At 70.7% G+C, this 24,299-nt stretch carries 19 protein-coding genes; 11 read left to right on the top strand and 8 right to left on the bottom strand.

Annotated features, from left to right (window positions below; translation table 11 throughout):
• Window positions 1–479 (bottom strand): phosphoribosyltransferase (locus ACT3T5_RS18610; protein ID WP_444595202.1); only part of this gene is annotated, 479 nt, incomplete at its 3' end.
• Window positions 480–875: 396 nt separating this feature from the next.
• Here ACT3T5_RS18610 and ACT3T5_RS18605 point away from each other — a divergent pair.
• The 4 genes from ACT3T5_RS18605 to ACT3T5_RS18590 all read left to right on the top strand — a co-directional run bounded on the left by ACT3T5_RS18605 (window position 876) and on the right by ACT3T5_RS18590 (window position 5,880).
• A complete protein-coding gene (locus tag ACT3T5_RS18605) occupies window positions 876–1,637 on the top strand; it encodes a DeoR/GlpR family DNA-binding transcription regulator (RefSeq protein ID WP_444595201.1) in 762 nt (253 codons plus the stop codon).
• Window positions 1,634–2,590: a 1-phosphofructokinase family hexose kinase gene (locus ACT3T5_RS18600; RefSeq protein WP_444595200.1), complete on the top strand. Its 957-nt coding sequence runs from the start codon at window positions 1,634–1,636 to the stop codon at window positions 2,588–2,590. The genes ACT3T5_RS18605 and ACT3T5_RS18600 overlap by 4 nt, the downstream gene beginning before the upstream one ends.
• A gap of 77 nt (window positions 2,591–2,667) precedes the next feature.
• A complete protein-coding gene (locus tag ACT3T5_RS18595) occupies window positions 2,668–4,782 on the top strand; it encodes a PTS fructose transporter subunit IIABC (protein WP_444595199.1) in 2,115 nt (704 codons plus the stop codon).
• 258 nt (window positions 4,783–5,040) lie between these two features.
• A complete protein-coding gene (locus tag ACT3T5_RS18590; RefSeq protein ID WP_444579554.1) occupies window positions 5,041–5,880 on the top strand; it encodes a YwaF family protein in 840 nt (279 codons plus the stop codon).
• On the opposite strand, the gene ACT3T5_RS18585 is transcribed toward ACT3T5_RS18590, so the two are convergent.
• On the bottom strand, window positions 5,828–9,406 hold the full coding sequence (locus ACT3T5_RS18585) for a GH92 family glycosyl hydrolase (RefSeq protein ID WP_444595198.1): 3,579 nt from the start codon (window positions 9,404–9,406) through the stop codon (window positions 5,828–5,830). The genes ACT3T5_RS18590 and ACT3T5_RS18585 overlap by 53 nt on opposite strands.
• A 410-nt stretch (window positions 9,407–9,816) precedes the next feature.
• On the opposite strand from ACT3T5_RS18585, the gene ACT3T5_RS18580 reads away from it, so the two are divergent.
• Window positions 9,817–10,314, top strand: coding sequence for a hypothetical protein (locus ACT3T5_RS18580; RefSeq protein ID WP_444595197.1), 498 nt, complete (start codon window positions 9,817–9,819; stop codon window positions 10,312–10,314).
• A 39-nt stretch (window positions 10,315–10,353) separates the two neighbouring features.
• Here ACT3T5_RS18580 and ACT3T5_RS18575 read toward each other — a convergent pair whose 3' ends face one another.
• The gene (locus ACT3T5_RS18575; protein ID WP_444579551.1) at window positions 10,354–10,917 is read right to left on the bottom strand and encodes a thymidine kinase; all 564 of its coding nucleotides are present in this window, start codon (window positions 10,915–10,917) and stop codon (window positions 10,354–10,356) included.
• Window positions 10,918–10,970: 53 nt separating this feature from the next.
• On the opposite strand from ACT3T5_RS18575, the gene ACT3T5_RS18570 reads away from it, so the two are divergent.
• Window positions 10,971–11,621: a mismatch-specific DNA-glycosylase gene (locus tag ACT3T5_RS18570; protein ID WP_444579550.1), complete on the top strand. Its 651-nt coding sequence runs from the start codon at window positions 10,971–10,973 to the stop codon at window positions 11,619–11,621.
• Window positions 11,622–11,672: 51 nt separating this feature from the next.
• On the opposite strand, the gene ACT3T5_RS18565 is transcribed toward ACT3T5_RS18570, so the two are convergent.
• From ACT3T5_RS18565 to ACT3T5_RS18545, 5 genes are read right to left on the bottom strand one after another with little or no spacing between them, the layout of a single operon-like run.
• Window positions 11,673–12,935, bottom strand: coding sequence for an acyl-CoA dehydrogenase family protein (locus ACT3T5_RS18565; RefSeq protein WP_444579549.1), 1,263 nt, complete (start codon window positions 12,933–12,935; stop codon window positions 11,673–11,675).
• Entirely contained in the window at window positions 12,932–14,638 is a 1,707-nt protein-coding gene (locus ACT3T5_RS18560; RefSeq protein WP_444595196.1) for a dipeptide ABC transporter ATP-binding protein, read from the bottom strand. Before ACT3T5_RS18560 ends, ACT3T5_RS18565 begins: the two co-directional genes overlap by 4 nt.
• On the bottom strand, window positions 14,635–15,525 hold the full coding sequence (locus tag ACT3T5_RS18555) for an ABC transporter permease (protein ID WP_444595195.1): 891 nt from the start codon (window positions 15,523–15,525) through the stop codon (window positions 14,635–14,637). Before ACT3T5_RS18555 ends, ACT3T5_RS18560 begins: the two co-directional genes overlap by 4 nt.
• A complete protein-coding gene (locus ACT3T5_RS18550; RefSeq protein WP_444595194.1) occupies window positions 15,522–16,505 on the bottom strand; it encodes an ABC transporter permease in 984 nt (327 codons plus the stop codon). The genes ACT3T5_RS18555 and ACT3T5_RS18550 overlap by 4 nt, the downstream gene beginning before the upstream one ends.
• A 1-nt stretch (window position 16,506) precedes the next feature.
• Window positions 16,507–18,165: an ABC transporter substrate-binding protein gene (locus ACT3T5_RS18545; protein WP_444595193.1), complete on the bottom strand. Its 1,659-nt coding sequence runs from the start codon at window positions 18,163–18,165 to the stop codon at window positions 16,507–16,509.
• Between the two features lie 173 nt (window positions 18,166–18,338).
• On the opposite strand from ACT3T5_RS18545, the gene ACT3T5_RS18540 reads away from it, so the two are divergent.
• The 5 genes from ACT3T5_RS18540 (at window position 18,339) to ACT3T5_RS18520 (ending at window position 24,274) form a co-directional block, all read left to right on the top strand.
• Window positions 18,339–19,730: an NtaA/DmoA family FMN-dependent monooxygenase gene (locus ACT3T5_RS18540; RefSeq protein ID WP_444579544.1), complete on the top strand. Its 1,392-nt coding sequence runs from the start codon at window positions 18,339–18,341 to the stop codon at window positions 19,728–19,730.
• Window positions 19,731–19,863: 133 nt separating this feature from the next.
• The gene (locus ACT3T5_RS18535) at window positions 19,864–20,859 is read left to right on the top strand and encodes an ATP-grasp domain-containing protein (RefSeq protein ID WP_444595192.1); all 996 of its coding nucleotides are present in this window, start codon (window positions 19,864–19,866) and stop codon (window positions 20,857–20,859) included.
• Between the two features lie 263 nt (window positions 20,860–21,122).
• Window positions 21,123–22,226, top strand: a complete 1,104-nt coding sequence (locus tag ACT3T5_RS18530) for a baeRF2 domain-containing protein (RefSeq protein ID WP_444579542.1) — start codon at window positions 21,123–21,125, stop codon at window positions 22,224–22,226.
• Between the two features lie 72 nt (window positions 22,227–22,298).
• On the top strand, window positions 22,299–22,634 hold the full coding sequence (locus tag ACT3T5_RS18525) for a plasmid stabilization protein (RefSeq protein ID WP_444595191.1): 336 nt from the start codon (window positions 22,299–22,301) through the stop codon (window positions 22,632–22,634).
• A gap of 260 nt (window positions 22,635–22,894) precedes the next feature.
• The gene (locus tag ACT3T5_RS18520; RefSeq protein ID WP_444595190.1) at window positions 22,895–24,274 is read left to right on the top strand and encodes a TerC family protein; all 1,380 of its coding nucleotides are present in this window, start codon (window positions 22,895–22,897) and stop codon (window positions 24,272–24,274) included.
• The last annotated feature ends 25 nt before the right edge of the window (window positions 24,275–24,299 follow it).

Genomic DNA, 24,299 nt, shown 5'->3' with positions numbered 1-24,299 from the left:
GACCACGGGAAGACGATCCACTCATCGGTGCGCCGCCACACGAAGTCCGGGGAGACGACGGAGGCGGACTTCGAGTACAGCACGGCGCTGCGGGCGTCGGCTCCCTGCTCGCGCAGCAGGTCGAGCACGAGGGCGAGGGTCCGACCGGAGTCGGCGACGTCATCGACGACGAGCAGACGCTTGCCCTGGATCGATTCGTTGTCCAACATCGGGGCGAGCAGCACCGGCTCGGGCAGAGTCTCGTGGACGTCGGTGTAGAACTCGACGTTGATCGCGTCGGCGAGCTTCAGTCCCAGGGCGTAGGAGAGGGACCCGGCCGGCAGCAGGCCGCCGCGGGCCACCGCGATGACGATCTCCGGCTCGAACGCGGAATCGGCGATGATCTGCGCGAGCTCCCGCGAGGCGGTGCCGAACAGCTCCCAGGTCAGGACCTCCTTGGTCGACAGCTCGGATGAGTCGGCATGGTAGGCCTGGGACATCGTTCCTCTTCTCCTCGGGGTGCGATCGACGCAGAGAGCAACGATGGTATCGGCCCGCATGCGCTCGAGCCCGCGCAGCGGGCGCCTGCGTGACGGTCGACTCGTCCGGACCGGCCTTCCACCGGTGGATCGCTGGCTGAGCTCTGGCTGATCTCCGGCTGCAGCGGCCCTGACCGCGCCCTGGCCCCGTCCCACCAGCACCTCCGCGCAGGATGCTGGCCGCGCCGTTCAGCTCGCCCGCCATCGCCCTGCTGCCCCCGACTCATGCATTCAGCCACACATTCCCACAGATATTAACTGTTGTTTCATGTGGCTTTGCGGCGTAGTGTGCGGTCATCTGCGGAGCCGAGGCTCGCTCGACGCCCGCGATCCCCCTTCGATGAGGCAGGTGATCCCATGTACGCCCGCGAACGCCAGCGACAGATCCTCGATACCCTCGCGCAGTCCGGCCGGGTCGCCGTCACGGACCTCTCCGCGCAGTTCGACGTCGCCACCGAGACCGTTCGGCGCGACCTCGACCAGCTCGCGGGGCAGGGAGCGCTGACCCGGGTCCACGGCGGCGCCGTGCCCCGGCGCACCACCGAGGTCGAGCCCGACCTCGAGTCCCGCCGCACCACCAACGTCGACGTGAAACGACGGATCGCGACGGCCGCCGTGCGTCTGCTCCCCGCAGATCCGGGCGCCGCCGTGCTGATCGACGCCGGGAGCACCACCGCAGAGCTCCTCCCCCATCTCTCCGGTCGGCGCGGCCCCGTGATCACCAATGCTCCCGCGATCGCCCAGGGCGCTCTCGTGCACACCGATCTCGAGGTGCACGTGCTCCCCGGCCGCGTGCGCCCCACCACTCAGGCCGCCGTCGGCTCCTCGACGGTCGACGCGATCCGCCTCCTCCATCCCGAGGTGGCGTTCCTGGGCTGCAACGGTCTGGACGGCGACGGATTCACCACCCCGGACCCCGACGAGGCCGCCGTGAAGCACGCGATGGTCCGCTCCGCCGGGCTGCGGGTGGTCCTCGCCGACTCCTCGAAGGCCGGCTCGCGGCACCTGGTCACCTTCGCGCGCGCCGCGGACATCGACACCCTCGTCACCGACGACGGGCTGCCGCCCGAGGTGCTGCGCCAGCTCACCGACGCCGGGGTCGAGGTGATCCGCGCATGATCGTCACCTTCACCGCGAACCCCTCGCTGGACCGCACCATCGACCTCGGCGGCCCGCTCGTCCCCGGCGGAGTGCACCGCATCGGCGCCGACAGCACCCAGCCCGGCGGCAAGGGCATCAACGTCGCCCTCGGCGTGCACCGTGCCGGGATCGACGTGACCGCGATCCTGCCGGCCGCCCCGTCGGATCCCCTGCTCGCCTTCCTCGAGGCCGAAGGGCTCCCCCATCGGGCCGCTCCGATCGTCGGCCCGGTGCGCACGAACCTCACCGTGCTGTCCTCGCCCCAGGTCACCACCAAGCTCAACGAGCCCGGTGCCACGCTCGGCGAGGAGGAGATCGCGGGGCTCGAGCAGCTGCTGATCTCTTGCGTCGGGGACGGGGACATCGTCATGCTCTCCGGCTCGCTCGCTCCCGGGCTCCCGGCCGACGAGTACGTGCGCCTGATCGACCTGCTGCAGGCTCGTGGTGCCCGCGTCGGCGTCGACACCTCGGATGCGCCGCTCGCAGCTGTTGCCGCAGCCCTTCCCGGCACTGCTCCGGACTTCCTTAAGCCCAATGCCGAGGAGCTCGGCCAGATCGTCGGCGTGTCCGGCGACGTGCTCGAGAGCCAGGTGAGCGATGGGAACCTCGAAGGCGTCCGCGACGCGGCTCTGAACCTCCACCACCGCGGTGTCGGAGCCGTGCTCGTGACCCTCGGCGCGGCCGGCGGACTGCTCGCCACCGAAGGCGCCGCCTGGTACTGCCCCTCGGCCTCCTCCCCCGTGGTCTCGACCGTCGGCGCCGGCGACTCCGCGACCGCCGGCTACCTGATCAGCCGCGAGCTCGGCGAGGCCCCCGGCCTGCGCCTGGCCCGCGCCCTCGCGTACGGGACGGCCGCCGTCGGCCTGCCCGGCACCACCATCCCCCGTCCCGATCAGGTCCGCATCGCTGCGGAGGGCGTCGTCCGGTTCTGATCCCTCCCCTTCCGCCCGTCCCTCCCTGTCTCTCCCCCGTCCCGCCCCCGCGGGACAGCCCGTTCGAAGGAGCACACATGCCCGGGTCACTGATGACCCCCGAGCTGGTCCGCCTGGAGGTGGCCCCTCCCGGTGACAAGCACGCCGTGATCGGCCTGATGGCCGATCTGATCTCCGCCACCGGCCGCGCGGACCGCGACGGCCTCGAGGCCGGACTGCTCAAGCGCGAGGAATCCTTCGCCACCGGCATGCCCGGCGGTTTCGCGATCCCGCACTGCCGCACCGAGGCGGTCCACGAGGCGGCACTGGGCTTCCTGCGCCTGTCCGAGCCGGTCGATTTCGGGTCGGCCGACGGGCCTGCGGACCTCATCATCGGCATCGCCGCCCCGGCGGGCACCGACGACCAGCACCTGAAGCTGCTCGCCCAGCTCTCCCGCGCCCTGATCCGTCCCGAGTTCCTCGCGGATTTGCGCGCCGCCAAGGAGCCCCAGGAGGTCTCCGACCTGGTGATGGGCGTGATCGAGCCCGAGCCGTCGGCGCAGCCAGCCGCCGCGTCGGGCGACGCGGCGGCCGCCGGATCTCCCGGCGCCGCCGGAACCGTCGGAGCCGTCGGAGCCGTCGGAGCCGTCGCTGCAGGATCCACCGCGGCGTCGTCCGACTCCACGGCGGGCGACGCGCCCGTGCTGCTCGCGATCACCTCGTGCCCCACCGGCATCGCCCATACCTACATGGCGGCCGAGTCCCTCGAGAACGCCGCGAAGGAGAAGGGCGTCGAGCTGCACGTGGAGACCCAGGGCTCCGGCGGCATCACCCCGTTCACCGACGCACAGATCGCCGCCGCCAGCGCCCTGATCATCGCGGCAGACGTGAACATCTCCGGCCGCGAGCGCTTCGCCGGCCTCCCGCTGATCGAGCACCCGGTCAAGCGCGCCATCTCCCACGGCCCGCAGATGATCGACGAGGCCGTCGCGGCCTCCTCGGACCCCTCGGCCCGGCGCGTCCCGGCGGCATCGGGCAGCTCGGAGAAGGGCTCGGGATCCGCGTCCGGCTCCGGGAGCCAGCAGTCCTGGCCCAAGCGGATCCAGGCATCGGTCATGACGGGCGTGTCCTACATGATCCCATTCGTCGCGGCCGGCGGCCTGCTCATGGCGCTCGGCTTCCTCATCGCCGGATTCGACGTCGCCTTCGTGGCCCAGGACGTCGCCACCAGCTACTCGCTCACCTCGCTCCCGGACCACATGTCGTACGAGGCGGCGACGGGCCAGACGCTGACGGAGCGGGCGGGCCTCGCCCTCTACCTCGGCGCCGTGTTCTTCACCGTCGGCAACCTCGGCATGGGCTTCCTGGTCGCCGCCCTGTCCGGCTACATCGCCTACGGACTCGCCGGCCGTCCCGGGATCGCCCCCGGGTTCATCGGCGGCGCGGTCTCCGTGCTGGTCGGCGCCGGCTTCCTGGGCGGTCTGATCACCGGTCTCCTGGCCGGTCTCGTGGCCCTGTGGTTCACGACGCTGAAGCCGCCGCGGTGGCTCGCGGGCCTCATGCCCGTCGTGATCATCCCGCTGCTCACCACGCTCGCCGTCGGCGGCCTGATGCTGATGTTCCTGGGTCGTCCGCTCGCCTCGCTGATGACTGCTCTCCAGGACGGACTGACCGGGATGTCCGGCTCCTCCGCGATCCTGCTCGGCGTGATCATCGGGCTCATGATGTGCTTCGACCTGGGCGGTCCCGTCAACAAGGCGGCCTATCTCTTCGCCACCGCGGGGCTCTCCCAGGGCACGGAGGCCTCCTTCCAGATCATGGCGGCCGTGATGGCCGCCGGCATGGTGCCGCCGCTCGCGATGGCGCTGTCCACCGTGGTGCGCCGGAAGCTGTACACCCCGGTCGAGCGGGAGAACGGCACCACCGCCTGGCTGCTCGGCGCGGCCTTCATCACCGAGGGGTCGATCCCCTTCGCCGCGGCGGACCCGCTGCGCGTGATCCCCTCGATGATGACCGGCGGGGCGGTCACCGGCGCCCTGATCATGGCATTCGGCGTCGGCTCCCAGGCTCCGCACGGCGGCATCTTCGTCGCCTTCGCGATCAGCCCGATCTGGGGCTTCGTCCTCGCGGTCCTCGCCGGCACTCTCGTCGCGGCCGCCGTGGTCACCGTGCTCAAGGAGAGCTCGAGCAGGAAGCAGGCCCAGGCCGCCTGACTCCGACGGGGCCCATCGGCACGCACGAACCGTAGTTCCCGTAGTTCCCGTACGACCTTGCGCAGAGCGCCCCGCCACGGCGGGGCGCTCTCGTAGTCTCGGATCTGATCGCCGCGACGGTGTCCTTGCCGCACAGCGCCGTCAGCCGTCAATCGGCAACCGGCAGCCGGCAGCCGGCAGCCGCCAACCCTCAGTGGTCAGCCGCCAACCCACGACGAACAGCGCGCAGTGCGGGCACGGATGCGAGGAGGGACAGCGATGCCGGGAACCGGGCCGAGCCAGGGCCTGCTCCTCGCAGGTCCGCTCGGGCAGATGCCTGCCTACGGGGGCGCGCATCTGAGTGCCCTCGCCCTGGTCGTCCTCGCAGCGATCGCTCTGGTGGTGTGGGCCCGGCGAGCGCACCCAGCAGTGGTGGACCGTTCGCTGCGAGTGGCCGGGTGGATCCTGCTGGCCAACAGCGTGCTCTGGACCGTGTGGGGTTTCCTGCCCTGGTCCTGGAACCTCGACGAGTCCCTCCCGCTGCACTTCTCCGACGCTCTGCGATTCATCGTGCCGCTGGCCCTGATCACCCGAGCACCCTGGGCGATCGTGGTGACCTACTTCTGGGGCCTGACGCTGAACATGCAGTCGGTGCTCACGCCGGACGTGAACTACTTCGTGTGGATACCGCTCGAATTCACCGAATACTGGATCGCCCACGCGAGCGGTGTCCTGGCACCCATCGTGCTGATCTGGGGTCTCCGCTTCCGGCCCACCTGGCGCGGCTATGGCGTCGCCTATGCGGCGACCGTGGCGTGGGCGGCTGTCGCCGTCGTCGGGAACGCGCTGACGGGCGCGAACTACGGCTACCTCAACCGCGCCCCCGCCGGCCCCAGCATCCTGGATGTGATGGGCCCCTGGCCGCAGTACCTGCTGGTCGAAGCCGTCGCGATCGCCGTGGTGTGGGCGCTGATGACCTGGCCGTGGAGCGCGCTCGACGCCCGGCACGGGACCCCAGCGGTCGACCCCGGTGCCCTGCTGTGCCGGCCGGTCACAGGGCGCGGCCTCAGGCCAGGAGCTCCAGCTCCGCCAGGCGCAACGGCCCCTGGGCGGTGGTGATCTCCAGGCGGTGGTGGGTGAACCCGCGCGGCGAGGGGATCTGGAAGGGGCGCGTCTGCCGGCGCCAACGGAAGCTCTGGTCCGTGCGCTCGTCCAGCAGCTCCCACGTCTCTCCGTCCTGCGACCCCTCCAGCCGCCAGGCGATCGGGTCCCCGCCGGTCTCCGCCGACGAGGTCAGGGTGAGGAACCGGGTCACGAGGGGCTCGCCCAGCTCGGGCAGGTCGATCACGACGCTCGAGGTGTCCCACGTCTGCTCGGTCCGGGAGTCGTCGTCCCGCAGCGGGTCCGAGGGATCCGTGCCGAAGAGGTCCCGCAGCGGCTGCGGGTGGTGCCCCACGGGGGTGGCCGACGGCGGCACGGCGCCCCAGTCCGAGGCCTCGGCGTCGGCCCGGGATCCGAGCGTGACGTGCAGGCGGCCGTGCAGGTCCTCGTGGTCGATCCAGGCATCGCGGTGCTCCGTGTCATCGAGGGTCATGCCCACGATGCAGTCGGCTCCGGCTTCGCGTGGCTCGGCGATCACGGTGAACGGCTCCCCGCCCAGCGGCTTGACGTGCACATGGTCGAACAGCGGGGCCACCAGGTGGTAGCGGCCGGTGCCGAGCTGCAGCGGGTACAGCCCCAGCGCGGTCAGCAGCCACCAGGCGCTCATCTCGCCGTTGTCCTCGTCCCCCGGATAGCCCTGCCCGATCTGCTCGCCCACGAACAGCCGACGGTGCACCTCGCGCACCACCTGCGAGGCGATCTCGGGGGTCCCGGCGTGGTGGTACAGGAAGGGGATGTGGTGCGAGGGCTGGTTGGAGACCCCGAACTGTCCCATCCGCACGGCGCGTGCCTCATCCATCTCGTGGATGACGTGGCCGTAGGTGCCCTTGAGGTCTGCTCGTTCCGGGGTGGAGAAGAACTCGTCGAGCTTCGCGCGCAGGAACTGCCGCCCTCCGTACAGTGCGGCGAGGCCCTCCCCGTCGTGCGGGACGTGGAACGCGAAGTTCCAGCCGTCGGTCTCGGTGAAGTCACCGCCCCAGGCACGCGGGTCGAACTCCTCGGGGCTCTGCGCGAAGGCGCCGTCGGCCCGCCGGCCCTGGAAGAAGTGGATGGCCGGGTCGAACAGCAGCGGGTAGTTCACGGAGCGGGCCCGCAGGTAGGCGGCCTCCTCGCGCAGCTGTGCGGCGTGCTGGTCGTCCTCCGTCGACGCCGCCAGCAGCTCGGCCTGGGCGGCGAGCCCGAAGTCGTTGATGTGGGCCTCGAGGGCCCACGACACGGATTCCTCGGTGTCGGTATCGACGTATCCCGTGAACACGGCCCGCTCGTTGCCCTTGCGCCCCACCTCGGTCATCGGCGGGGTCACGGTCGCGTTGCGCAGGCCCGACTCGTAGGCGGCGACCGGATCGGGCAGGGCCACCCCCTTGACGGCGAGATCGGCGAAGGCGACGTCGCTGCTGGTCCCGGTCATGCAGTCCGCGTAGCCGGGCGAGGACCAGCGGGCGATCCAGCCGCCCTCGCGGTACTGCTGCACGAAGCCGTCGGCGATCTCGGCGGCCACCTCCGGGTAGAGCAGCGCGTAGGCCGGCCAGGCGGTGCGATAGGTGTCCCAGAACCCGTTGTTGACGTGCAGCTTCCCGGGCAGCACCTGGGCGTTGGTGCGCGAATCGGTGGCGTCGCCCTTGGGCGGGCGCACCGGGCTCGCGTGCATCGGTGAGACCCGCTGAGCGGTCCCGGCGTTCTCCCACTGGGAGTTGGGGTAGAGGTTCAGGCGGTACAGGTTCCCGTACAGGGTGCGTCGCTGGGCCGGGGTCGCGGTTCCCGGCTCGATCACCCGCAGGCGCTCGGTCCACGCGGCGTGCGCGTCCCCGCGGACCTGCTCGAGGGATCGCCCCTGCACCTCCTGGGCGAAGGTGCGGCGTCCCTGCTCCACGCTGATGAAGCTGGTGACCAGACGCACCGTGACGTGCTCGGTGCCCTCGGCGAAGGTGAGCACGCTGCCGGTGGACTCGCCCTGCGCGGTGGCCACCGCGATCGGGGCCGGCTCCACCTCGGCCAGGACGAACATGCGGGTGGCCCCGTCGGCGCGCTCGAAGCCCTCGGCCAGGCTCGAGTCGACCCAGGCGCGCAGCGTGCCGTCGAACACGGCACCGGCCGCGTCGATGCGGCTGTGCTCGTCGACGCCCTCGAGCAGCAGGTGCGGGGTTCCTGCCTGCGCGGAGTAGTCGATCTCGCAGACGGCGCCGTGGTCGGTCGGTGCCAGTCGCAGTGCGGTCCCGCCGTCGAGCGCCACCTCGTAGAGGTCCGGGCGCGCCGTCTCCTGGGCGTGGTCGAAGCCCAGGGCGCGGGCGGCCGGGGTGGCGTCGGGAGCATCTCCCTGCATCGGCATGAGCACGAACTGGTTGCGATCCCCCATCCAGGGGCTGGGCTGGTGGGAGATCGCCAGGCCCTGCAGGCGGGGACGGTTGTCCTCCCCGTTGCGGCGGTGGTACTCGTACAGCCAGCGGCTGGTGCGCGCATCGGTCACCGGGGTGAAGAAGGCGAAGCCGTTGGGGACGGCGGTCAGCGGGAGGTTGTTGCCGCGGGAGAAGTCGCCGGAGGCGTACGTTCCGCGCCGAGTGTCCACCCAGGCCACGTAGTCCTCGAGGGGTGGGTCCGCGGGGAGCGGGCCGACGTAGGGGCCGTCGATCCAGCCGATCAGCTCCACGGGGCCGACGGGCTCAGCGGGGGCGACGGGCTCAGCGGGGCTGACGGACTCAGCGGGGGCGACAGGCTCAGCGGCGGCGCTGGCCTCGACCGGCTCCTCGCCAGTCTCCTCGCTGGTCTCCACCGCCGCAGGAGCGGTGACGCCGTCCGTCGCGATCGGGTCGGCGTCGTCCGTCGGACCGGAGTTCCCTTCGGCGTCGTCCTCGAGATCGGTCTCGTCGCCGAAGTCCCAGGATGAGATCTGCGACGCTCCGAGGGACGGATCGGTCTGCGCCAGGACCCGCCCCGACGGGTCGCTCCGCTCCAGGTCGATGTCCAGCAGGCTCGCGCCCGGACCCTCGGGGGCCGAGTCAGCGGTGAGGGTGTCCTCCGGCTGCCCGTCGACGGTGTCGACGGTGTCGGCAGGGATGGCGGCCACCAGCAGCACCTCGGCGATGGTGCGCCCGACAGCGGCGTCGAGTGCGACCTGCACGTCGTTCCACTGGTCGGCGTACAGGATCTTCCCCCCGCCGATCCCATCGGCACTGGCCGGGGTCCCGTACTGGTCGCGCGAGTCGAGCTCGGAGAGACGCGAACCGTCCTTGAACACGAGATCGATCGAGACGTGCGTGGCGCCCCAGGTCAGCTCCGCATCGAGCTGCGGGTACACGTAGAACCGCAGCACGTCGCCGCCTTCGATCGTGCGACCCACCGCGGAGGGCAGGCCGTCCAGCGCCGGCAGCGTCGTCTCAGCGCTCTCTCCGGCGCTGGCTTCGTAGCGCAGGGCGGAGGTCGCGAGGAACCCTGCGGCGTCCTTGCTGGTGGGCGAGCCGACGGGCCCCGGGTCTGCGGTGACGATCATGTGCACAAGGTTATCGACCGCGGCGACCTCCAGGCACGTCCAGTCCAGCGCGGCGCGGCGAACCTGCCTCAGCGGGAGCCCGGTTGCGCAGGCTTCGTCGTCCGCCCCCACCCTCGTCCACAGGCACCAGATGTGCAGGCTCCGCCCTATGCGGCCGCCCTCATCACCTCACGCCCCCGGATGCGCCTCCCCGCCTCGGGAGAGAGATGCACGGCGGCGGGGCTATGGGCACCTCTCCCCAATCATGGGAGGCCAGAGCTGCGGAGCAAGAGCACTCCCCACCTCGGCAGGGAGGCGCACGGCGGCTTGGCTATGGGCACCCCTCCCCATCCGGGGCGGCACATGATGCCGCCCCGATGCGGAATACTGCAGGTGCAGGGACGACGATGCGAGCATTCGGGGGACACACCATGGCGTACGCGCAGGCATCACCGATGCCTCAGAAGGCTTCGACGAAACGGCCGAAGCGGCCCACCTGGCATTGGCTCGTGCTGGGCGCTGTGGCCCTGCTCGGGCTGCTGCTGGTCGCGGCGCTCGCCCTCTTCATCGGGTGGAAGATCCTGGATCGTGGCAACCCGGAGGACACCCTCGATGACTTCTACAGCTCGCTGCAGTCCGCCGACTGCGACCTGTTCATGGAATCGACCACCGACGAGTTCCAGCAGGCGACCGGCCTGACCTCCTGCGACGTGTTCGACGCGAGCATCTCCGGGGTCTCGGGCGTGAGCTACGAGGTCACCGATCGCACCAACCGTCAGGGCTACGCGATCTTCGAGGTCACCGAGACGTTCACCGAGAACGGTCAGTCGGAGTCGGTGGACACGCGCTTCTACGTGCGCCGCATCGACGGCCAGTGGGACCTCGACATCATCGAGGCCGTCGAGCCGGGCAGCGACCCGATCACCTGATCGGCCTGCCGCACACCGCACACCGCACACCGCACTGAGTCAGCGATGAGCGCGGCAGCGTGCCTGGTACAGCTCCGTGCCACCGATCTGCTCGGCCGTCGCCTGGAGCGCGTCCGCGTCGGAGTCGAGCAGACGGATGTGGAAGGCGGCGTCGGCCCCGCACACGGTGCATACCGCAGTCAGCTTCACGACCTCCTCCGCCTGCGCCATCAGGCTCGGGATCGGCTCGAAGGGTCCGCCGTCGTAGGTGACGCACAGCCCGGCGACCTCCACCTGGATCCCGGTCACGAGAATCTCCTCGACGACCGCGACGATGCTCGGGCCGAAGAACTGGGCCTCGTCGATCGCCACGAGGTCCGGGCGCTCCCCCGTGACCGCCTCGCGCAGGTCCTGAGCGCTCTGGAGCATCCTGGCAGGCACGGTGCGTCCGATGTGGGTGCTGAGCCTGTCCTGCCCGCCGCGGTCATCGAGCCGATGGCCGAACACCTCGACCTTCAGCCCCGCGAGCTCGGCGCGGTGCACACGACGCAGCAGCTCCTCGGTCTTGCCGGCGAACATCGGCCCGGCGATGACGTGGAGTCGGCCTGCCTCTGAGGGACGCATGCGATCACAGTACGCGCAGGCCGTGCCTCGGCGGTCCCGGATACAGTGCCCGGATGAGCATCCGGCGCGTCTCTCCCCTCGACGGGCGCAGGCCCACCCGTGACGATCTGGCCGCCTTCGCCGGCTCGGACGGATCCGCGCTCGAGGACGTGATGCCCGACCCCGATCATGGAGAGCGCCTACGACTGCTGATCGTCGGGATCAACCCCGGCCTGTGGACCGCCGCGGTCAACGCACCCTTCGCCCGGCCCGGCAACAGGTTCTGGCCGTCCCTGCACCGCGCGGGGCTCACCTCCCGCCTCGTCGATGCCTCGCGCGGGCTGGCGGAGCAGGACGAGCGCGAGCTGCGCGCACGAGGCATCGGCATGACGAACCTCGTGGCGCGCGCGACAGCACGCGCGGACGAGCTCAGCCGGGAGGAGCTGCGCGTCGGCGGCAGCGAGCTGGCCGCCCGCGCGGAGACCTCGCAGCCGCGTGCGGTCGCGATCGCAGGCATCACCGCGTTCCGCACCGCGTTCGGCCTGCCCCACGCCCGGATGGGTCGGCAGGACCCGGAGCTGGTCCCGGGCTGGCCCACGGAGGTCACCCTGTGGGTGATGCACCAGCCCAGCGGCCTGAACGCCCATGCGACGGTCGACTCCCTCGCCGAGACGTGGCGCGATGTCTCCCGCGACGCCGGCCTGGTGCTCGAGGACAGGGGCTGAGGTCGCGGGCCCCTGGGCGGGAAGCCCTGCGGGTTGCTCTGCGCGATGCCCTCACTGCCGTGCGGGATGCGGGACGTGCTGCTCCTGCAGCCCTGAGCGCTTCTCCCCGGTCGACCAGAAATACAGCAGATCGGTGCCGTTCAGCAACCGGTCCCCGATGGCGCGCTCCTGATAGATGACCGGATTGTGCGAGGCCAGGGTGCGGGCGTTGCGCCAGTGACGGTCCAACGCACGTCCCCGTGAGGTCGCCGATGCCCCGCCGACCTCGAACAGCTCCGTGGTCACCGAGAGCACGTCCGCGACCGTGGTGATCTGGGCCTGGACGGTGCGCAGCTCGGCGGCATCGGTGAGGTGCTCGTGGTCCGGCTCACCGACGGATTCCTGCGCGAGGGCGAGCGCCCGCGCGGCGGCGAGCACCGCGTCCTGCGCCGAAGCCACCTTCGCCGACAGCCGCCCCACGACCTGCTGCACGAGCGGGTCGGCCGCCGCCGTCGTCCCGCTGCCCTGCGAGTAGACCCGGGTGCGTGAGCGCACGAACTCGATCCCCTCGCGGAGCGCGGCGCGGCCGGCGCCCACCAAGGAGGCCAGGAGCACCAGCTGCAGGAAGGAGGTCTGCGTGGTCGTGGCGCCGTCCCCGCGGCTCTCGAGCACCCGCACACGGTCGGTCGGCACGTGGACCTCGGTGAACAGGGTGGATCCGCTGCCGGTGAGGGTCTGGCCGAAGCCGTCCCAGTCGTCGCGCACGGTCACGCCGGCGTCGGCGATCCCCACGGTGACGCGGGCCCGCCGGCCCTCCGGGGTGCGGGCCGAGACGTTGATCCAGTCGGCGAAGATCGAGCCGGTGGAGTAGTGCTTCTCCCCCGAGAGCCGGAATCCGTCGGCCGCGGGGGTCACGGTGGTCGCGAGGTCGCCGACGGTCGCGGTGCTGCGCTCGTGGCTGGCGTTGCCGAAGACCGCGCCCTGCACGATCTCGGAGAACCAGGCGCCGGGGTCCCCCTCCTCGCCGCCGATCAGGAAGTCGTTGACGAAGGCGAAATGCGCCCGCAGCAGCTGCGGGAGGTTGGAGTCCGCCTCACCGAGATCGATGAGCAGACGGAAGAAGGTCTCGATATCCGCTCCGGAGCCGTCGTGGACCGTGGGCACGGTGACGGCGGTGAAGCCGGCCTCGGCGAGCGCTCGCACCTCGGCGTGCGGCAGCCGTCGATCCCGGTCCCTCTCGGCCGCCCCCTCGGCGATCTGGGAGAGCACCGGGGCGAAGCGCTCCCGCAGCTCGGCGTAGGTGGGTGCGGGTCGGGTGGTGCTGATGGCGGTCATGCGGACTCCTCGAGTCGGGGGCGGGGCAGCGCGTCGACGAGCTGCCGGGTGTAGTCGTGCTGCGGGGTGAAGAAGACCTCGTCGGCGGTTCCGGATTCCACGATGCGGCCGCCCTGCATGACGAGCACGCGGTCGCTGATGTGGTGGATGACGCCGAGGTCGTGGGAGATGAACAGGTAGGCGGTGCCCAGCGCCTGCTGGAGGTCGCCGAGCAGATCCAGGACCTGCGCCTGGATCGACACGTCGAGGGCCGAGACGGGCTCGTCCAGGACGAGGATCTCGGGGTCGGTGGCGAGCGCGCGGGCGATGGACACCCGCTGTCGCTGGCCGCCCGAGAGGGACAGAGGGTGACGTGCGGCGTGCTCGGGGCTGAGTCCGACGGAGTCCAGCAGCTCCCCGATCCGTCGGGCGCGGTCGCCGCGGGCAACGTCCGCAGGCAGGGCGTCGGCGATGATCCGGCCGGCGGTCCACCGCAGGTCGAAGGAGCCGAGCGAATCCTGGTGGACGACGGAGATCCCCCGCCGGGGCGCCCGGCGTCTGCGCTCCGGGAGCTCGGACCAGGGCCGGCCGTCCAGCAGGACCGTGCCGGTCGTCGGCCGGGTCAGCGCCAGGGACATCCAGGCGGTGGTCGACTTCCCGGACCCTGATTCGCCGACGATGCCCAGGGTCTCCCCCGCATGGAGGTCGAAGGAGACGTCGTCGACCACGGTGCGATCGCGGCCGTCGGGCCCCCGATAGCGCTTGGAGACCCCCTGGACCGACAGCACCGGGCCGACGTCGAGGGGACGCACCGACGGCGAGGAGCGGGCCGACGGCGAGGTGCGGGCCGACGGGATCTGCTGCGGCGGTGCAGCGGACAGCCGCTCGCCCCGCGAGTGCGCGGAGGGCACGGCGGCGATCAGCCGCTGCGTGTAGGGATGCTGCGGGCGGGTGAGCACCTCGTGAGTGGGGCCCTGCTCGACGACCCGCCCCTCCTTCATGACCAGCACCTGATCAGCCAGTCGCTCCACGACCGCGAGATCGTGGCTGATCAGGATGATCGCCCTGCCCGCGGAGAGGTTGTCCTCGAGCAGCGCGAGGATCTCGGCCTGCACGGTGACGTCGAGCGCCGTGGTGGGCTCGTCGGCGATGAGGATCTCCGGGTCCAGGGCGAGCGCGGCGGCGATCAGGGCGCGCTGGCGGAGACCGCCGGAGAGCTCGCCGGGCAGCTGCCGCGCGCGCAGCTCCGGCTCGGGGACCCCCGCCGCGACGAGGAGCTCGCGGACCCGCGCCCCGCGCTCCGCCCGCGGCACGCCGTGCAGCCGCAGCGGCTCCGCGATCTCGGAGCCCACCGTGCGGATCGGGTCCAGTGAGACCAGGGCATCCTGGAGGACGTAGCCGATCCGGCTCCCGCGCAGGCGGCGGAACTGCTGCTCCGTGGCAGTCAGCAGATCAGTGGCGGTCAGCAGATCCGTCGCAGCGGGCCGGTCGGCAGAGGAGAGCGGTTCTCCGCGGACCTCGAGCCTGGTCCCGGTGACCGTGGCGTTCTCGCCGTTCAGACCCAGCAGGCTGCGGGCGGTGACCGACTTCCCGGAGCCCGATTCGCCGACGATCCCCAGGCAGCTGCCGGCACGCAGGGTGAAGGAGACGTCGTGGACGACGGGCGTGCCGTCGAAAGCGATCGCCAGGTTCTCGGCGGTGATCAGCGGCGTCATCGGGGTCATCGGGCAGCTCCGGAATCGGTGGCGCGCTGGAGGTGACGACCGATCACGGTCAGCGACAGGGTGAACAGGACGATGGTGATGCCGGGGAAGAAGTCCATCCACCAGGCCTGCTGGATGTAGTTGCGGCCCGCGTTGAGCATCGCGCCCCACTCGGCGGTGGGCGGCTGGACACCCATGCCGAGGAAGCCGAGAGCGGCGGCCCAGACGATCGCCTGGCCGATGCCCAGCGTGATGAGGACGGTCAGGGGACGGAACGTGTTGGGGAGGATGGTGCGCAGCAGGATCCTCAGCGGTGAATGGCCGAGGGAGCGGGCGGCCTCGACGTAGAGCGAGCCCTTCACCGACAGCACCTGACCGCGCACCATCCGGGCGTAGCCCGGCATGGACGCCACCCCGACCGCGACCATCTGCGTGAGGGCGCTGTTGCCGTAGACGGCGATCAGGATCAGGGCGAGCAGGATGCCGGGGAAGGCATAGAGCACCTCGATCACGCGGGTCACGGCCGCATCGGCGAACCGTCCGCCGAGACCACCGGCGAGGCCGAGGACGAACGCTCCCAGCAGCCCGATCGCCGTGGCGCCCAGTCCGATGGTCAGCGACTGCCCCGCGCCGTGGACGACCCTGCTGTACACGTCGCGGCCTGACTGGTCGGTGCCGAAGGGATGCTGGAGGCTCGGCGCGTCGAAGCTCGAGGCGAGGTCGATCTCGAGAGGATCCTGGTGAGCCAGCAGCCCCGGGGCCAGCGCGGCGAGCGCCACGAGGGCGACCACGCCACCAGCCAGCAGGACGCCGGGTCGGCGCAGCGGACCGCGACGGACCGCCCGGGACTGCGGGCGGGGGGATTCCGTGGCGAGGGCAGCTTCGGGAGCAGGAGCGAGCAGCGTCATGAGGCACGTCCGATCGAGGTGCGCAGCCGGGGGTCGACCACGACATAGGCGAGATCCGTGAGGAGGTTGGCGACCACGTAGACCAGGGCGACCACGAACGTCACCCCGACCACGAGCGGCAGGTCCTGCGCGGTGACCGCGCTGACCAGCACCTGGCCGATGCCCTGCCGGGAGAAGATCACCTCGACGACGACGGCGCCGGAGATCAGCGACCCGAGCCCCCACCCCGACAGCGCGATGCCGGGCAGGGCCGCGTGGCGCAGGACGTGTCGCCAGCGCACGTCGTGCATCGTCGCGCCCCGGGAACGGGCCGAGAGCACGAAGGGCTCGCGCAGCGCGGCGTCGAACTCGTCGCGCGTGACCTGGGCGAGGAACCCGCCCAGCGGGATGCCGAGGGTCAGGGACGGCAGGATCAGGCCGAGCGGCCCGCCGTCCACGACCGGCAGCCACTGCAGCACCACGGCGAAGACCACGAGGAGCACGACGCCCAGCCAGAAGTGGGGCAGCGCCGCGAAGACGACCTCGATCGCCGAGCCGACCGTGCCCACGAGGCCCGAGCGGCCCGCGCTGAGCAGCGTCAGCGCCAGGGCGATCACCCAGGCGATCAGCAGCGCGGTGGCGGTGAGCTGGAGAGTGGGGACGATCTGCTCGCCGATCACGGCGAGCACCGACTCCTTCATCGTGTAGGACTCGCCGATGTCGAGGTGCAGCAGACCACCCAGGAAGGCGGCGTACTGCACGAGCAGCGGCTGGTCGAAGCCGTACTGCTCGCGGACCGCCCGGACCGACTCCGGCGGAGGGTTCGCCGAGGCACCGCCGAGGATGGCGAGCGCGGGATCACCGGGGACCATGTGCTGGAGGAAGAACACGATCGTCGCGACCGCCCACAGCAGGAGGATCGCCGAGCCCAGCTGCGAGGCGGCACGGCGGGCCAGGGCCCGCCGTCGAGAACGCGGACGCTCGAGGGTCTTCACAGTCATCTCAGAGCCCTTCGCGGAGCAGATAGGCGTCATGGAGGACGGGCTCGCCCTCGCTCGGTTCGATCCAGATGTCCTCGACCAGGTCGGATCGCGTGGCCAGGCGGGTCTGGACCGGGTACAGCGGGATGTGCCAGGCCTGAGCGGTCAGTCGCTCCTGGGCCGCCGAGTAGAGGGCGTCCTGCTGGTCCGGGTCCGTGGTGGCGGCGGCCTCGAGCAGCGTCGCGTCGAGCTCCTCGTCCGAGGCCAGCGACACGTTCTGGCCGTTGCCGAGATCGAGGGTCTCCTGGGAGTACTTGATGTACATGACGTTGGGGGTGGGGCTGTTCCAGTAGCGGCCCTGGATGTCGTACTGCGTCGGATCCTTCTTGAGCGCCGTCATGGTGGAGGCATCGGTGGGGACGAGCTCGACCTTCACCCCAACGCGCTTCTGCATGGCCTGGAAGTTCTGGTAGATGGTGAGGTCCGCCGGCGGGGTCTCGCCGGGATCGGAGGTGTAGGGGAACCGCAGCGACAGGGTCCGGCCGTCCTTCGTGCGGTACCCCTCGGCGTCGCGGCCGGTCCAGCCCGCCTCGTCCAGCAGTGCGTCAGCGGCGGCCTCGTCGTAGGGGTAGGGCTCGTGGAACCGTTCGTCGTACGCGGGGGTGCCCGTGGAGATCGAGTTCCCCTCGTACGGGAACACCCCCGCATAGGCGCTCTCGACGATGCCCGGCGCGTCGGAGGCGTGCACGATGGCCCGGCGCACGCGGAGGTCGGACAGCGCCGGGCCGGTGGTGTTGAGGTCGAGGGAGAACGGCACTCCGGAGTGGACGAAGTCCTCGGTGCTGATCGTGGGATCCGCCGTCGCGGCGGGCACCGATTCGGGCGGCACGTTGAAGATCGCGTGGGCCCGGCCGGACTGCAGCGCACCGAACCGTGCGGTGTTGTCCTTGAGGAATCGCCAGGTGAGCTTCTCCAGGTAGGCGGGTCCCTGGTGCTTCGCATCGGCCGGGGCGGAGGTGTAGTCCTCGTTGCGGACCATCACGACCTCCCGTCCGCGCTTCCACTCGGTGACGATGAACGGGCCGGTCCCGACCGGGGACTGGCAGTTCTCCTCGAGCCCGCGAGCCATCGCCGTCGGGGACTCCATGCCGAAGAACGCCTGGGAGAGGACCGTGAGCAGCGGTGAGTAGGGGCGCTTGAGGTGGATCCGCACGACGTGCTCCGAGACGGCCTCGGCGGAGTCGAAGTAGGGCGAGAGGTACAGCAGATCCGTGGACGACTGCGTCGCGGGATCCATGATCTGCTCGAAGTTCGCGACCACCGCGGAGGCGTCGAACGGCTCGCCGTCCGTGAACTCGACGCCCTCCTTGAGGGTGAAGTCATAGGTGAGACCGTCCGCGGAGATCTCCCACGAGTCCGCGAGCCAGGGCACCACCGAGCCGTCCTCCTGCATCGAGACCAGCGAGTCGAGGTACTGGCGGGCGATGTACGTCTGCGGCATGTCCCCGGTGTTGTGGGGGTCCAGGCAGGTGGGTTCGCGGTCGGTGGCGTAGACCAGCTCCCCGCCCTCTTTCGTCCCGGCCGTCAGCGCGGCCGCGGGGTCGGCCGTTCCGCATCCGGCCAGCAGCATGCTCGCGCAGGCGGTGGCAGCAGCAGCAGCTGCCAGGGATCGTCGTCGCACGGTCGTCTCCTCGGTCGATGAGTCACCCCGGAACATAAGCGCCGATAAGGGCAGACCAAAGATTTATGACGCCTCGCGAACGCGCGGGTCGGCCGAGGGCACCGCACGGAGCATGGGCGTCACGGTGGTTCACAGGAGGTGCGCGACAGCTCCCCGAGCACGGATCGTGCGAGGTGTCATCACCCGCCCTCACGATCGGAGATCCCGTGGCCCCCAAACCGCTGATCCTCAACCTGTTCGAGATGAACTGCGTCGGCCACATCACCCATGGTCTCTGGCGGCTTCCCGGGAACAACCGGCACCGCTACACCGACGTGGCCTACTGGACCGAGCTCGCGCGCCGCGCCGAGGAGGGCGGATTCACCGCGATCTTCCTGGCGGACGTCGTGGGTGCCTACGACGTGTACGGGGGCTCCGCGGAGACCGCGCTGCGCGAGGGCCTGCAGATCCCCAACAACGATCCGATGATGGTGGTGCCGGCGATGGCCGCGGTCACCGAGCGCCTCGGCTTCGGGATCACCTTCTCCACCAGCTACGAGCCGCCCTTCTCCTTCGCGAGGCGGATGTCCACGCTCGACCACCTCACCGGAGGCCGCGTGGGATGGAACATCGTCACCTCCTACCTCCCCAACGCCGCCCGGAACTTCGGGCTCGCCGAGGAGATCGAGCACGACCAGCGCTACGAGATCGCCGATGAGTACCTCGAGGTCCTCTACAAGCTGTGGGAAGGCTCCTGGGACGACGGCGCCGTGGTGCGCGACGCGGAGAACAGCATCTACGCCGACCCCTCGAAGGTGCATCGCATCGACCACGAGGGGCCGAACTTCTCCGTCGCCGGCCCGCACCTGTCCGAACCCTCCCCGCAGCGCACCCCCACCCTGATCCTCGCCACGGCGTCGCCCGCCGGCGCGATCCGGGCAGGACAGAACGCGGAGGTCGTCTTCACCCACGGCCCGCTGCTGGAGAGGACCGTCCCCGCCGTGCGGGCCGCCGCGGAGGAGGCCGGCCGCGATCCGTCCGATCCGAAGTTCGTGGTGCAGGCCGCCGTGATCACGGGCCGCACCCAGGCCGAGGTCGACGCGAAGCTCGCGCAGTACCAGGAGCACCGCTCCACCGAGGGGATGCTCGTGCACCAGTCGGTGCCGATCCGCGCCCTCGACCATCCGCGGGAGCGCACGATCGCCGAGGCACTCGAGATCGAGGGACTTCCCGCCGACACCCCGGTGGGCCGCAAGGGCGGGTCCTCCACCATCGGAGAGCTGCTCGACGCCGTCGACGAGGCCTGGCAGGACCGCTTCTTCGTGGCGGGGACGCCGGAGGTGGTGGCCGATGCGATCGAGCACTGGCTCGACGTCGACGGGATCGACGGCATCAACCTGCGCCAGTACCACTCCTATGACACAGTCACGGACTTCGCCGAGCTGGTCTCACCGATCCTCCGAGAACGCGGGCGCCTGCCGGAGCAGGGTGGCACCCTGCGCAGCCAGCTGACCGGCACGGACACGCTGCCCGCGGCGCACCCCGCAGCACGATTCCGGGGTGCGTTCACCGGCGTCGGCGTCTGAGGATCCGCTGCCTCAGGAGACCGGACGGCCAGGGCCCTCAGCCGGTCCCGGCCCCCGCGCCCCCTCGCCCGCCGATCGACTCCGCGGACCGCTAGACTGATAGGCCACCTTAGACTAGAACCTAGGAAACTTTATGCCCGCCACTGCCCCGCGCGACACCCCGGCCGTGCACGTCCTGCACGACAACCCGGAGTGGATCCCCCCGTTCCGACGCGCCTTCGAGGCCGAAGGGGTCCCCCTCGTGGAGTGGCCGCTCGGCACCGGCACGCTGGATCTCGACGCCGAGCCGCCGGCGGGCGTGATCTGGTCCCGGCTCAGCGCGTCCTCGCACACCCGGGACGCTCCCCTCGCGAAGGACGCCGCACGATCGATCACCGCATGGGCCGCCTCCTGGGGCCGACGGGTCGTGGGCGGCCAGCACGTCGCCGACCTCGAGGTCAGCAAGGTCATCCAGCACGCAGCCCTGCGTCGGGCCGGGTTCGACGTGCCGCGCACCGTGGCGGTCTTCGGTCGCGACGGCCTCATCGACTCGGCGAAGGGCATCGCGGCCCCCTTCATCACGAAGCACAACCAGGGAGGCAAGGGGCTCGGGGTGCGCCGCTTCGACGACCACGAGTCCTTCGACGCCTATGTGCGCGGCGACGACTTCGAAGAGGCGGCCGACGGGATCACCCTGCTCCAGGAGCTCCTGGTCGCCACCGAACCGTCCATCACCCGCGCGGAGTTCGTGGGCGGCGAGTTCGTGTACGCGGTGCGTGTGGACACCTCCGCCGGCGGCTTCGAGCTGTGCCCGGCCGAAGCCTGTGCGCTGCCGGGCACCGGCTCAGGTGCTGCGGAAGGGGCCGGGCCCGAGATCGATGCCGCCCCCGAGCCGATGTTCCGGATCCGGCCCGAGATCACGGACGAGGACCCGCTGATCCTCCGGTACCGGTCGCTGCTCGCGGACCTCGGCATCGAGATCGCCGGCATCGAGTACATGACCACGGTCGACGGCCGCACGGTCACCTACGACATCAACACCAACACCAACTACAACCCCGAGGTCGAATCAGATCTCGAGCTGCCTGCGGCCCGCCGGATCGCCCGGTACCTGGGCGAGCTGCTGCGCGCGGAGGAGCAGACCTCCTGACGACCACGAGCCGGCGACTACCGACGAACCACGATCGACGCACGACGGGCAACTGCCGACGGGAGACGGACGCCGGACGCCCACACTCGACGCCGGCCGACGGCCGAGCCCGTCGGCCGGTTCCGCACTCCGCCCCTCCACCTGTTCCGCCATTTCCTTGCGGCGGCCCCGTCCGCGTGGAAAGGTGAGGTGACCCACGCGGTGCACTGAGGCCGAGCTGGGAGCTCGGTCCCGCCGCACGTCGAGCACGCAGGAGGTCATTCGTGAAACTGCCCTGGCTGAAGCCGGCCCTCGAAACCACCGGTCCCATCACATCGGTCCATCTGGACACGACCCGGACGGATCCGCACGCCGCCGGTGAGCTGGAGGCGCGGTGGGCCCGGATGCGTTCCGGCCTCTCGGCCGACGGTGCTCCCTCGGACCTCCTGGACCAGATCGAGGAGACGGTGCTGAGCCCCTCCCCGATCGGCGGGAGGAACGGCCGCACGATCCTCGCGACGGACTCGGAGATCCTCGTGGACCGGGTGCTCCCGGTGCCTCCCCTGCAGGAGTCCGCCCATCGCGGCGACCATCCTCAGCTGCTCCCGCTGCTGCAGCTGACCCCGTACGCGGTCAGCCAGCTGCTCGTCGTCGTGGACCGCGCCGGGGCAGACCTGCATCTGCGGGCCCCGGAGAACCCGTCGATCGCCCGCGGCCCCAACGATCTGGGCGCAGATGCCCACGTCGAGGGCGGCCACGACGAGCTGCACAAGGCTCGTCCCGGCGGAGCCCAGCACGGCTGGCGAGGGAGCAGTGTCGAGGCACGGGTCGAGGACTCCTGGGAGCGCAATGCCGACGCCGTCGCCGCGACGGTGGAGCGCATCGTGCGCGAGCGCTCCCCCGACATGCTGATGCTGAGCGGTGACGTGCGCGCCATGGGTCTGCTCAAGGACGCATTGGGGCGCGAGACCCGCGACCGCGTGATCGAGGTCCAGGGCGGCACGCGGGGCGTCGCCTTCGACCAGGGACCGTTCCGCACCGAGCTGGTGCGCGCCGCCGAGCAGTTCGTCGCCGCACGCCTGCAGGACCTCGCGGACCGCTTCCGCGAGAGCCAGGCCCGCGATGGCGCCTCCGTCGGAGGTTCTGACGAGGTGGCCCAGGCGCTGGACCGCGGGCAGGTCGAGGAGCTCGTGTTCGTCAGCGGGCACGCCCCATCGACCATCGAGGAGCTGCTGCGTGCGGCGCTGCTCACCGATGCGGCGGTCTCCGCCCTCCCGGAGGACGCCGAGGGGATCCCCGAGGGGGTCGGTGCCCTGCTGCGCTGGCGCGACGGCAGCACCCCGTCCAACAGCATCGGCAGCATGACCGGTGACTCGCGGCGGGAGTGAGGACGCAGCGATGTCGCCCGACGCCGCAGGACACGGAACATCCCTGGAGGACCTGACGGACAGGAGCAGATGATGCCCGACGCATGGAGCGCCAAGCGGGAACGCCAGTACGAGCACGTCAAGGAGGGCCTGCAGGACAAGGGTCGCTCGGAGGACGAGGCCGAGGAGATCGCGGCCCGCACCGTGAACAAGACCCGGGCCCAGGAGGGCGAGTCCGAGGAGGCCAGCCGGACGTCCCTCGCGGACAAGTCCCCGGCCGAGCGCGGCGGGGAGCACTCCCACTCGGGACCGCAGGGCCGCACCAAGGACCAGCTCTACGAGGACGCCAGACGGCAGGGTGTCGAGGGCCGGTCATCGATGGACAAGGCCGAGCTGAAGGACGAGGTCGAGAAGCGCGAGGATCGCTGAGCCTGGGAACGGGCCACGCGCGACAACGCACGGCACGGGAAGGCCCGAGGATCCAGTGAGGAGCCTGAACGCTCCTCCCCCACGATTCTCGGGCCTTCCTCAGCTTTCCCAGTAGACTTCTACCAGGCAACGGGGGAGTATCCGCCACGCTGCGTACGTCATCACGAGGGCCTCCACAGGCACTCCGGACGCAGCGGCCCGTCGAGATCCTCGACGGGTGGAGAGACCCGGGTCAGTCACACGACCCGGAAGGCAGCTCCATGTCCGTACCCCCTCTCGTCTGGATCCTGACGATCATCCTGATCGTCGGCCTCCTGGCTTTCGACTACCTCTTCCATGTGCGCAAGGCGCACATCCCCACGATCCGCGAGGCCGCGGTCTGGTCGGGGATCTACGTCGGCATCGCTCTGCTGTTCGGCGTGGCCGTCCTGGTGATCGGCGGCGCCGGCATGGGCACCGAGTACTTCGCCGGATATGTCACCGAGAAGGCCCTGTCGATCGACAACCTCTTCGTGTTCCTCGTGATCATCGGTGCCTTCGCCGTGCCGCGCGAGGACCAGCAGAAGGTGCTGCTGTTCGGCATCACCTTCGCGATCATCGCCCGGTCGGGCATGATCGCGATCGGCGCGGTCGCGATCGACCGCCTCTCCTTCGCCTTCTACATCTTCGGCGCGATCCTGCTGTACACGGCGATGAAGATGATCCTCGGCGAGCTCACGGCCGACGATCCCGAGAAGGAGGAGAAGGACAGCCTCTTCGTCCGCCTGATCAAGGCGGTCCTCCCGGCGAGCGACGAGTTCGACGGCGACAGGCTCGTCACCATCGAGAACGGCAAGCGCGTCCTCACCCCGATGCTGCTGGTCATGATCGCCATCGGCGGCACCGACCTGCTGTTCGCGCTGGACTCGATCCCGGCGATCTTCGGCCTGACCCAGAACACCTTCATCGTGTTCACCGCGACGGCCTTCTCGCTGCTCGGCCTGCGCCAGCTGTACTTCCTCATCGACGGACTGCTCGACCGTCTGGTCTACCTCTCCTACGGGCTCTCGATCATCCTCGGCGTCATCGGCGTGAAGCTCGTGCTGCACGCCCTGCACGAGAACGAGCTCCCGTTCCTCAACGGCGGCGAGCCGCTGAACGTCCCCGAGGTCACCACCGGCCTCTCCCTGAGCGTCATCATCGCGACGCTCGCCGTGACCGTCCTGGTCTCCCTGGTGTCCCCCAAGGGACGCGCGCAGGCCGCGGTCAACAACGCCCATCGTGAGGCCGTCGCCTACCAGGAGATGACCTACGAGAGCTTCGAGAGCCGTCGCGATGCGATGTACGAGCGGATGCTCGAGCACGAGAGGATCATCGCGTCCTTGCCCACGAAGTTCCAGGATCTGGTGGTCTCCGAGCGCAACGTGACCGAGCTGCTGGCCGACGCCCACACGGTCCACGCGCAGCGCGTCGCGTTCAACGAGTGCGGCGAGCGGTCCGACGAGCAGCCCGAGGGCCTGCTCGTCACCCGGGCCGACGGCTCGGTCGCGACCGATCCCCAGGGCAACGTCATCACCGTCGCCGAGGAGGAGCTGACGCTCGCGACGCAGAAGGCGAAGCGCCTCGAACGGGAGCGGGCCCGTGCGGAGAACGTGAGCTGAGGATCGCCTGACGGGGACGGCGCCC

It is taken from the genome of Brachybacterium sp. AOP3-A1-3 (assembly GCF_052378285.1).
Classification (GTDB): domain Bacteria; phylum Actinomycetota; class Actinomycetes; order Actinomycetales; family Dermabacteraceae; genus Brachybacterium.
The sequence above is the reverse complement of the archived record's forward strand: the minus strand, read 5'-3'. Positions and strand labels throughout refer to the sequence as shown.

Excerpts from the sequence above, each read along its gene's own strand:
- ACT3T5_RS18605 (WP_444595201.1), top strand. The coding sequence starts at position 876 with ATGTACGCCCGCGAACGCCAGCGACAGATCCTCGATACCCTCGCGCAG.
- ACT3T5_RS18600 (WP_444595200.1), top strand. The coding sequence starts at position 1,634 with ATGATCGTCACCTTCACCGCGAACCCCTCGCTGGACCGCACCATCGAC.
- ACT3T5_RS18595 (WP_444595199.1), top strand. The coding sequence starts at position 2,668 with ATGCCCGGGTCACTGATGACCCCCGAGCTGGTCCGCCTGGAGGTGGCC.
- ACT3T5_RS18590 (WP_444579554.1), top strand. The coding sequence starts at position 5,041 with ATGCCGGGAACCGGGCCGAGCCAGGGCCTGCTCCTCGCAGGTCCGCTC.
- ACT3T5_RS18585 (WP_444595198.1), bottom strand. The coding sequence starts at position 9,406 with ATGATCGTCACCGCAGACCCGGGGCCCGTCGGCTCGCCCACCAGCAAG.
- ACT3T5_RS18580 (WP_444595197.1), top strand. The coding sequence starts at position 9,817 with ATGGCGTACGCGCAGGCATCACCGATGCCTCAGAAGGCTTCGACGAAA.
- ACT3T5_RS18575 (WP_444579551.1), bottom strand. The coding sequence starts at position 10,917 with ATGCGTCCCTCAGAGGCAGGCCGACTCCACGTCATCGCCGGGCCGATG.
- ACT3T5_RS18570 (WP_444579550.1), top strand. The coding sequence starts at position 10,971 with ATGAGCATCCGGCGCGTCTCTCCCCTCGACGGGCGCAGGCCCACCCGT.
- ACT3T5_RS18565 (WP_444579549.1), bottom strand. The coding sequence starts at position 12,935 with ATGACCGCCATCAGCACCACCCGACCCGCACCCACCTACGCCGAGCTG.
- ACT3T5_RS18560 (WP_444595196.1), bottom strand. The coding sequence starts at position 14,638 with ATGACCCCGATGACGCCGCTGATCACCGCCGAGAACCTGGCGATCGCT.
- ACT3T5_RS18555 (WP_444595195.1), bottom strand. The coding sequence starts at position 15,525 with ATGACGCTGCTCGCTCCTGCTCCCGAAGCTGCCCTCGCCACGGAATCC.
- ACT3T5_RS18550 (WP_444595194.1), bottom strand. The coding sequence starts at position 16,505 with ATGACTGTGAAGACCCTCGAGCGTCCGCGTTCTCGACGGCGGGCCCTG.
- ACT3T5_RS18535 (WP_444595192.1), top strand. The coding sequence starts at position 19,864 with ATGCCCGCCACTGCCCCGCGCGACACCCCGGCCGTGCACGTCCTGCAC.
- ACT3T5_RS18525 (WP_444595191.1), top strand. The coding sequence starts at position 22,299 with ATGCCCGACGCATGGAGCGCCAAGCGGGAACGCCAGTACGAGCACGTC.
- ACT3T5_RS18520 (WP_444595190.1), top strand. The coding sequence starts at position 22,895 with ATGTCCGTACCCCCTCTCGTCTGGATCCTGACGATCATCCTGATCGTC.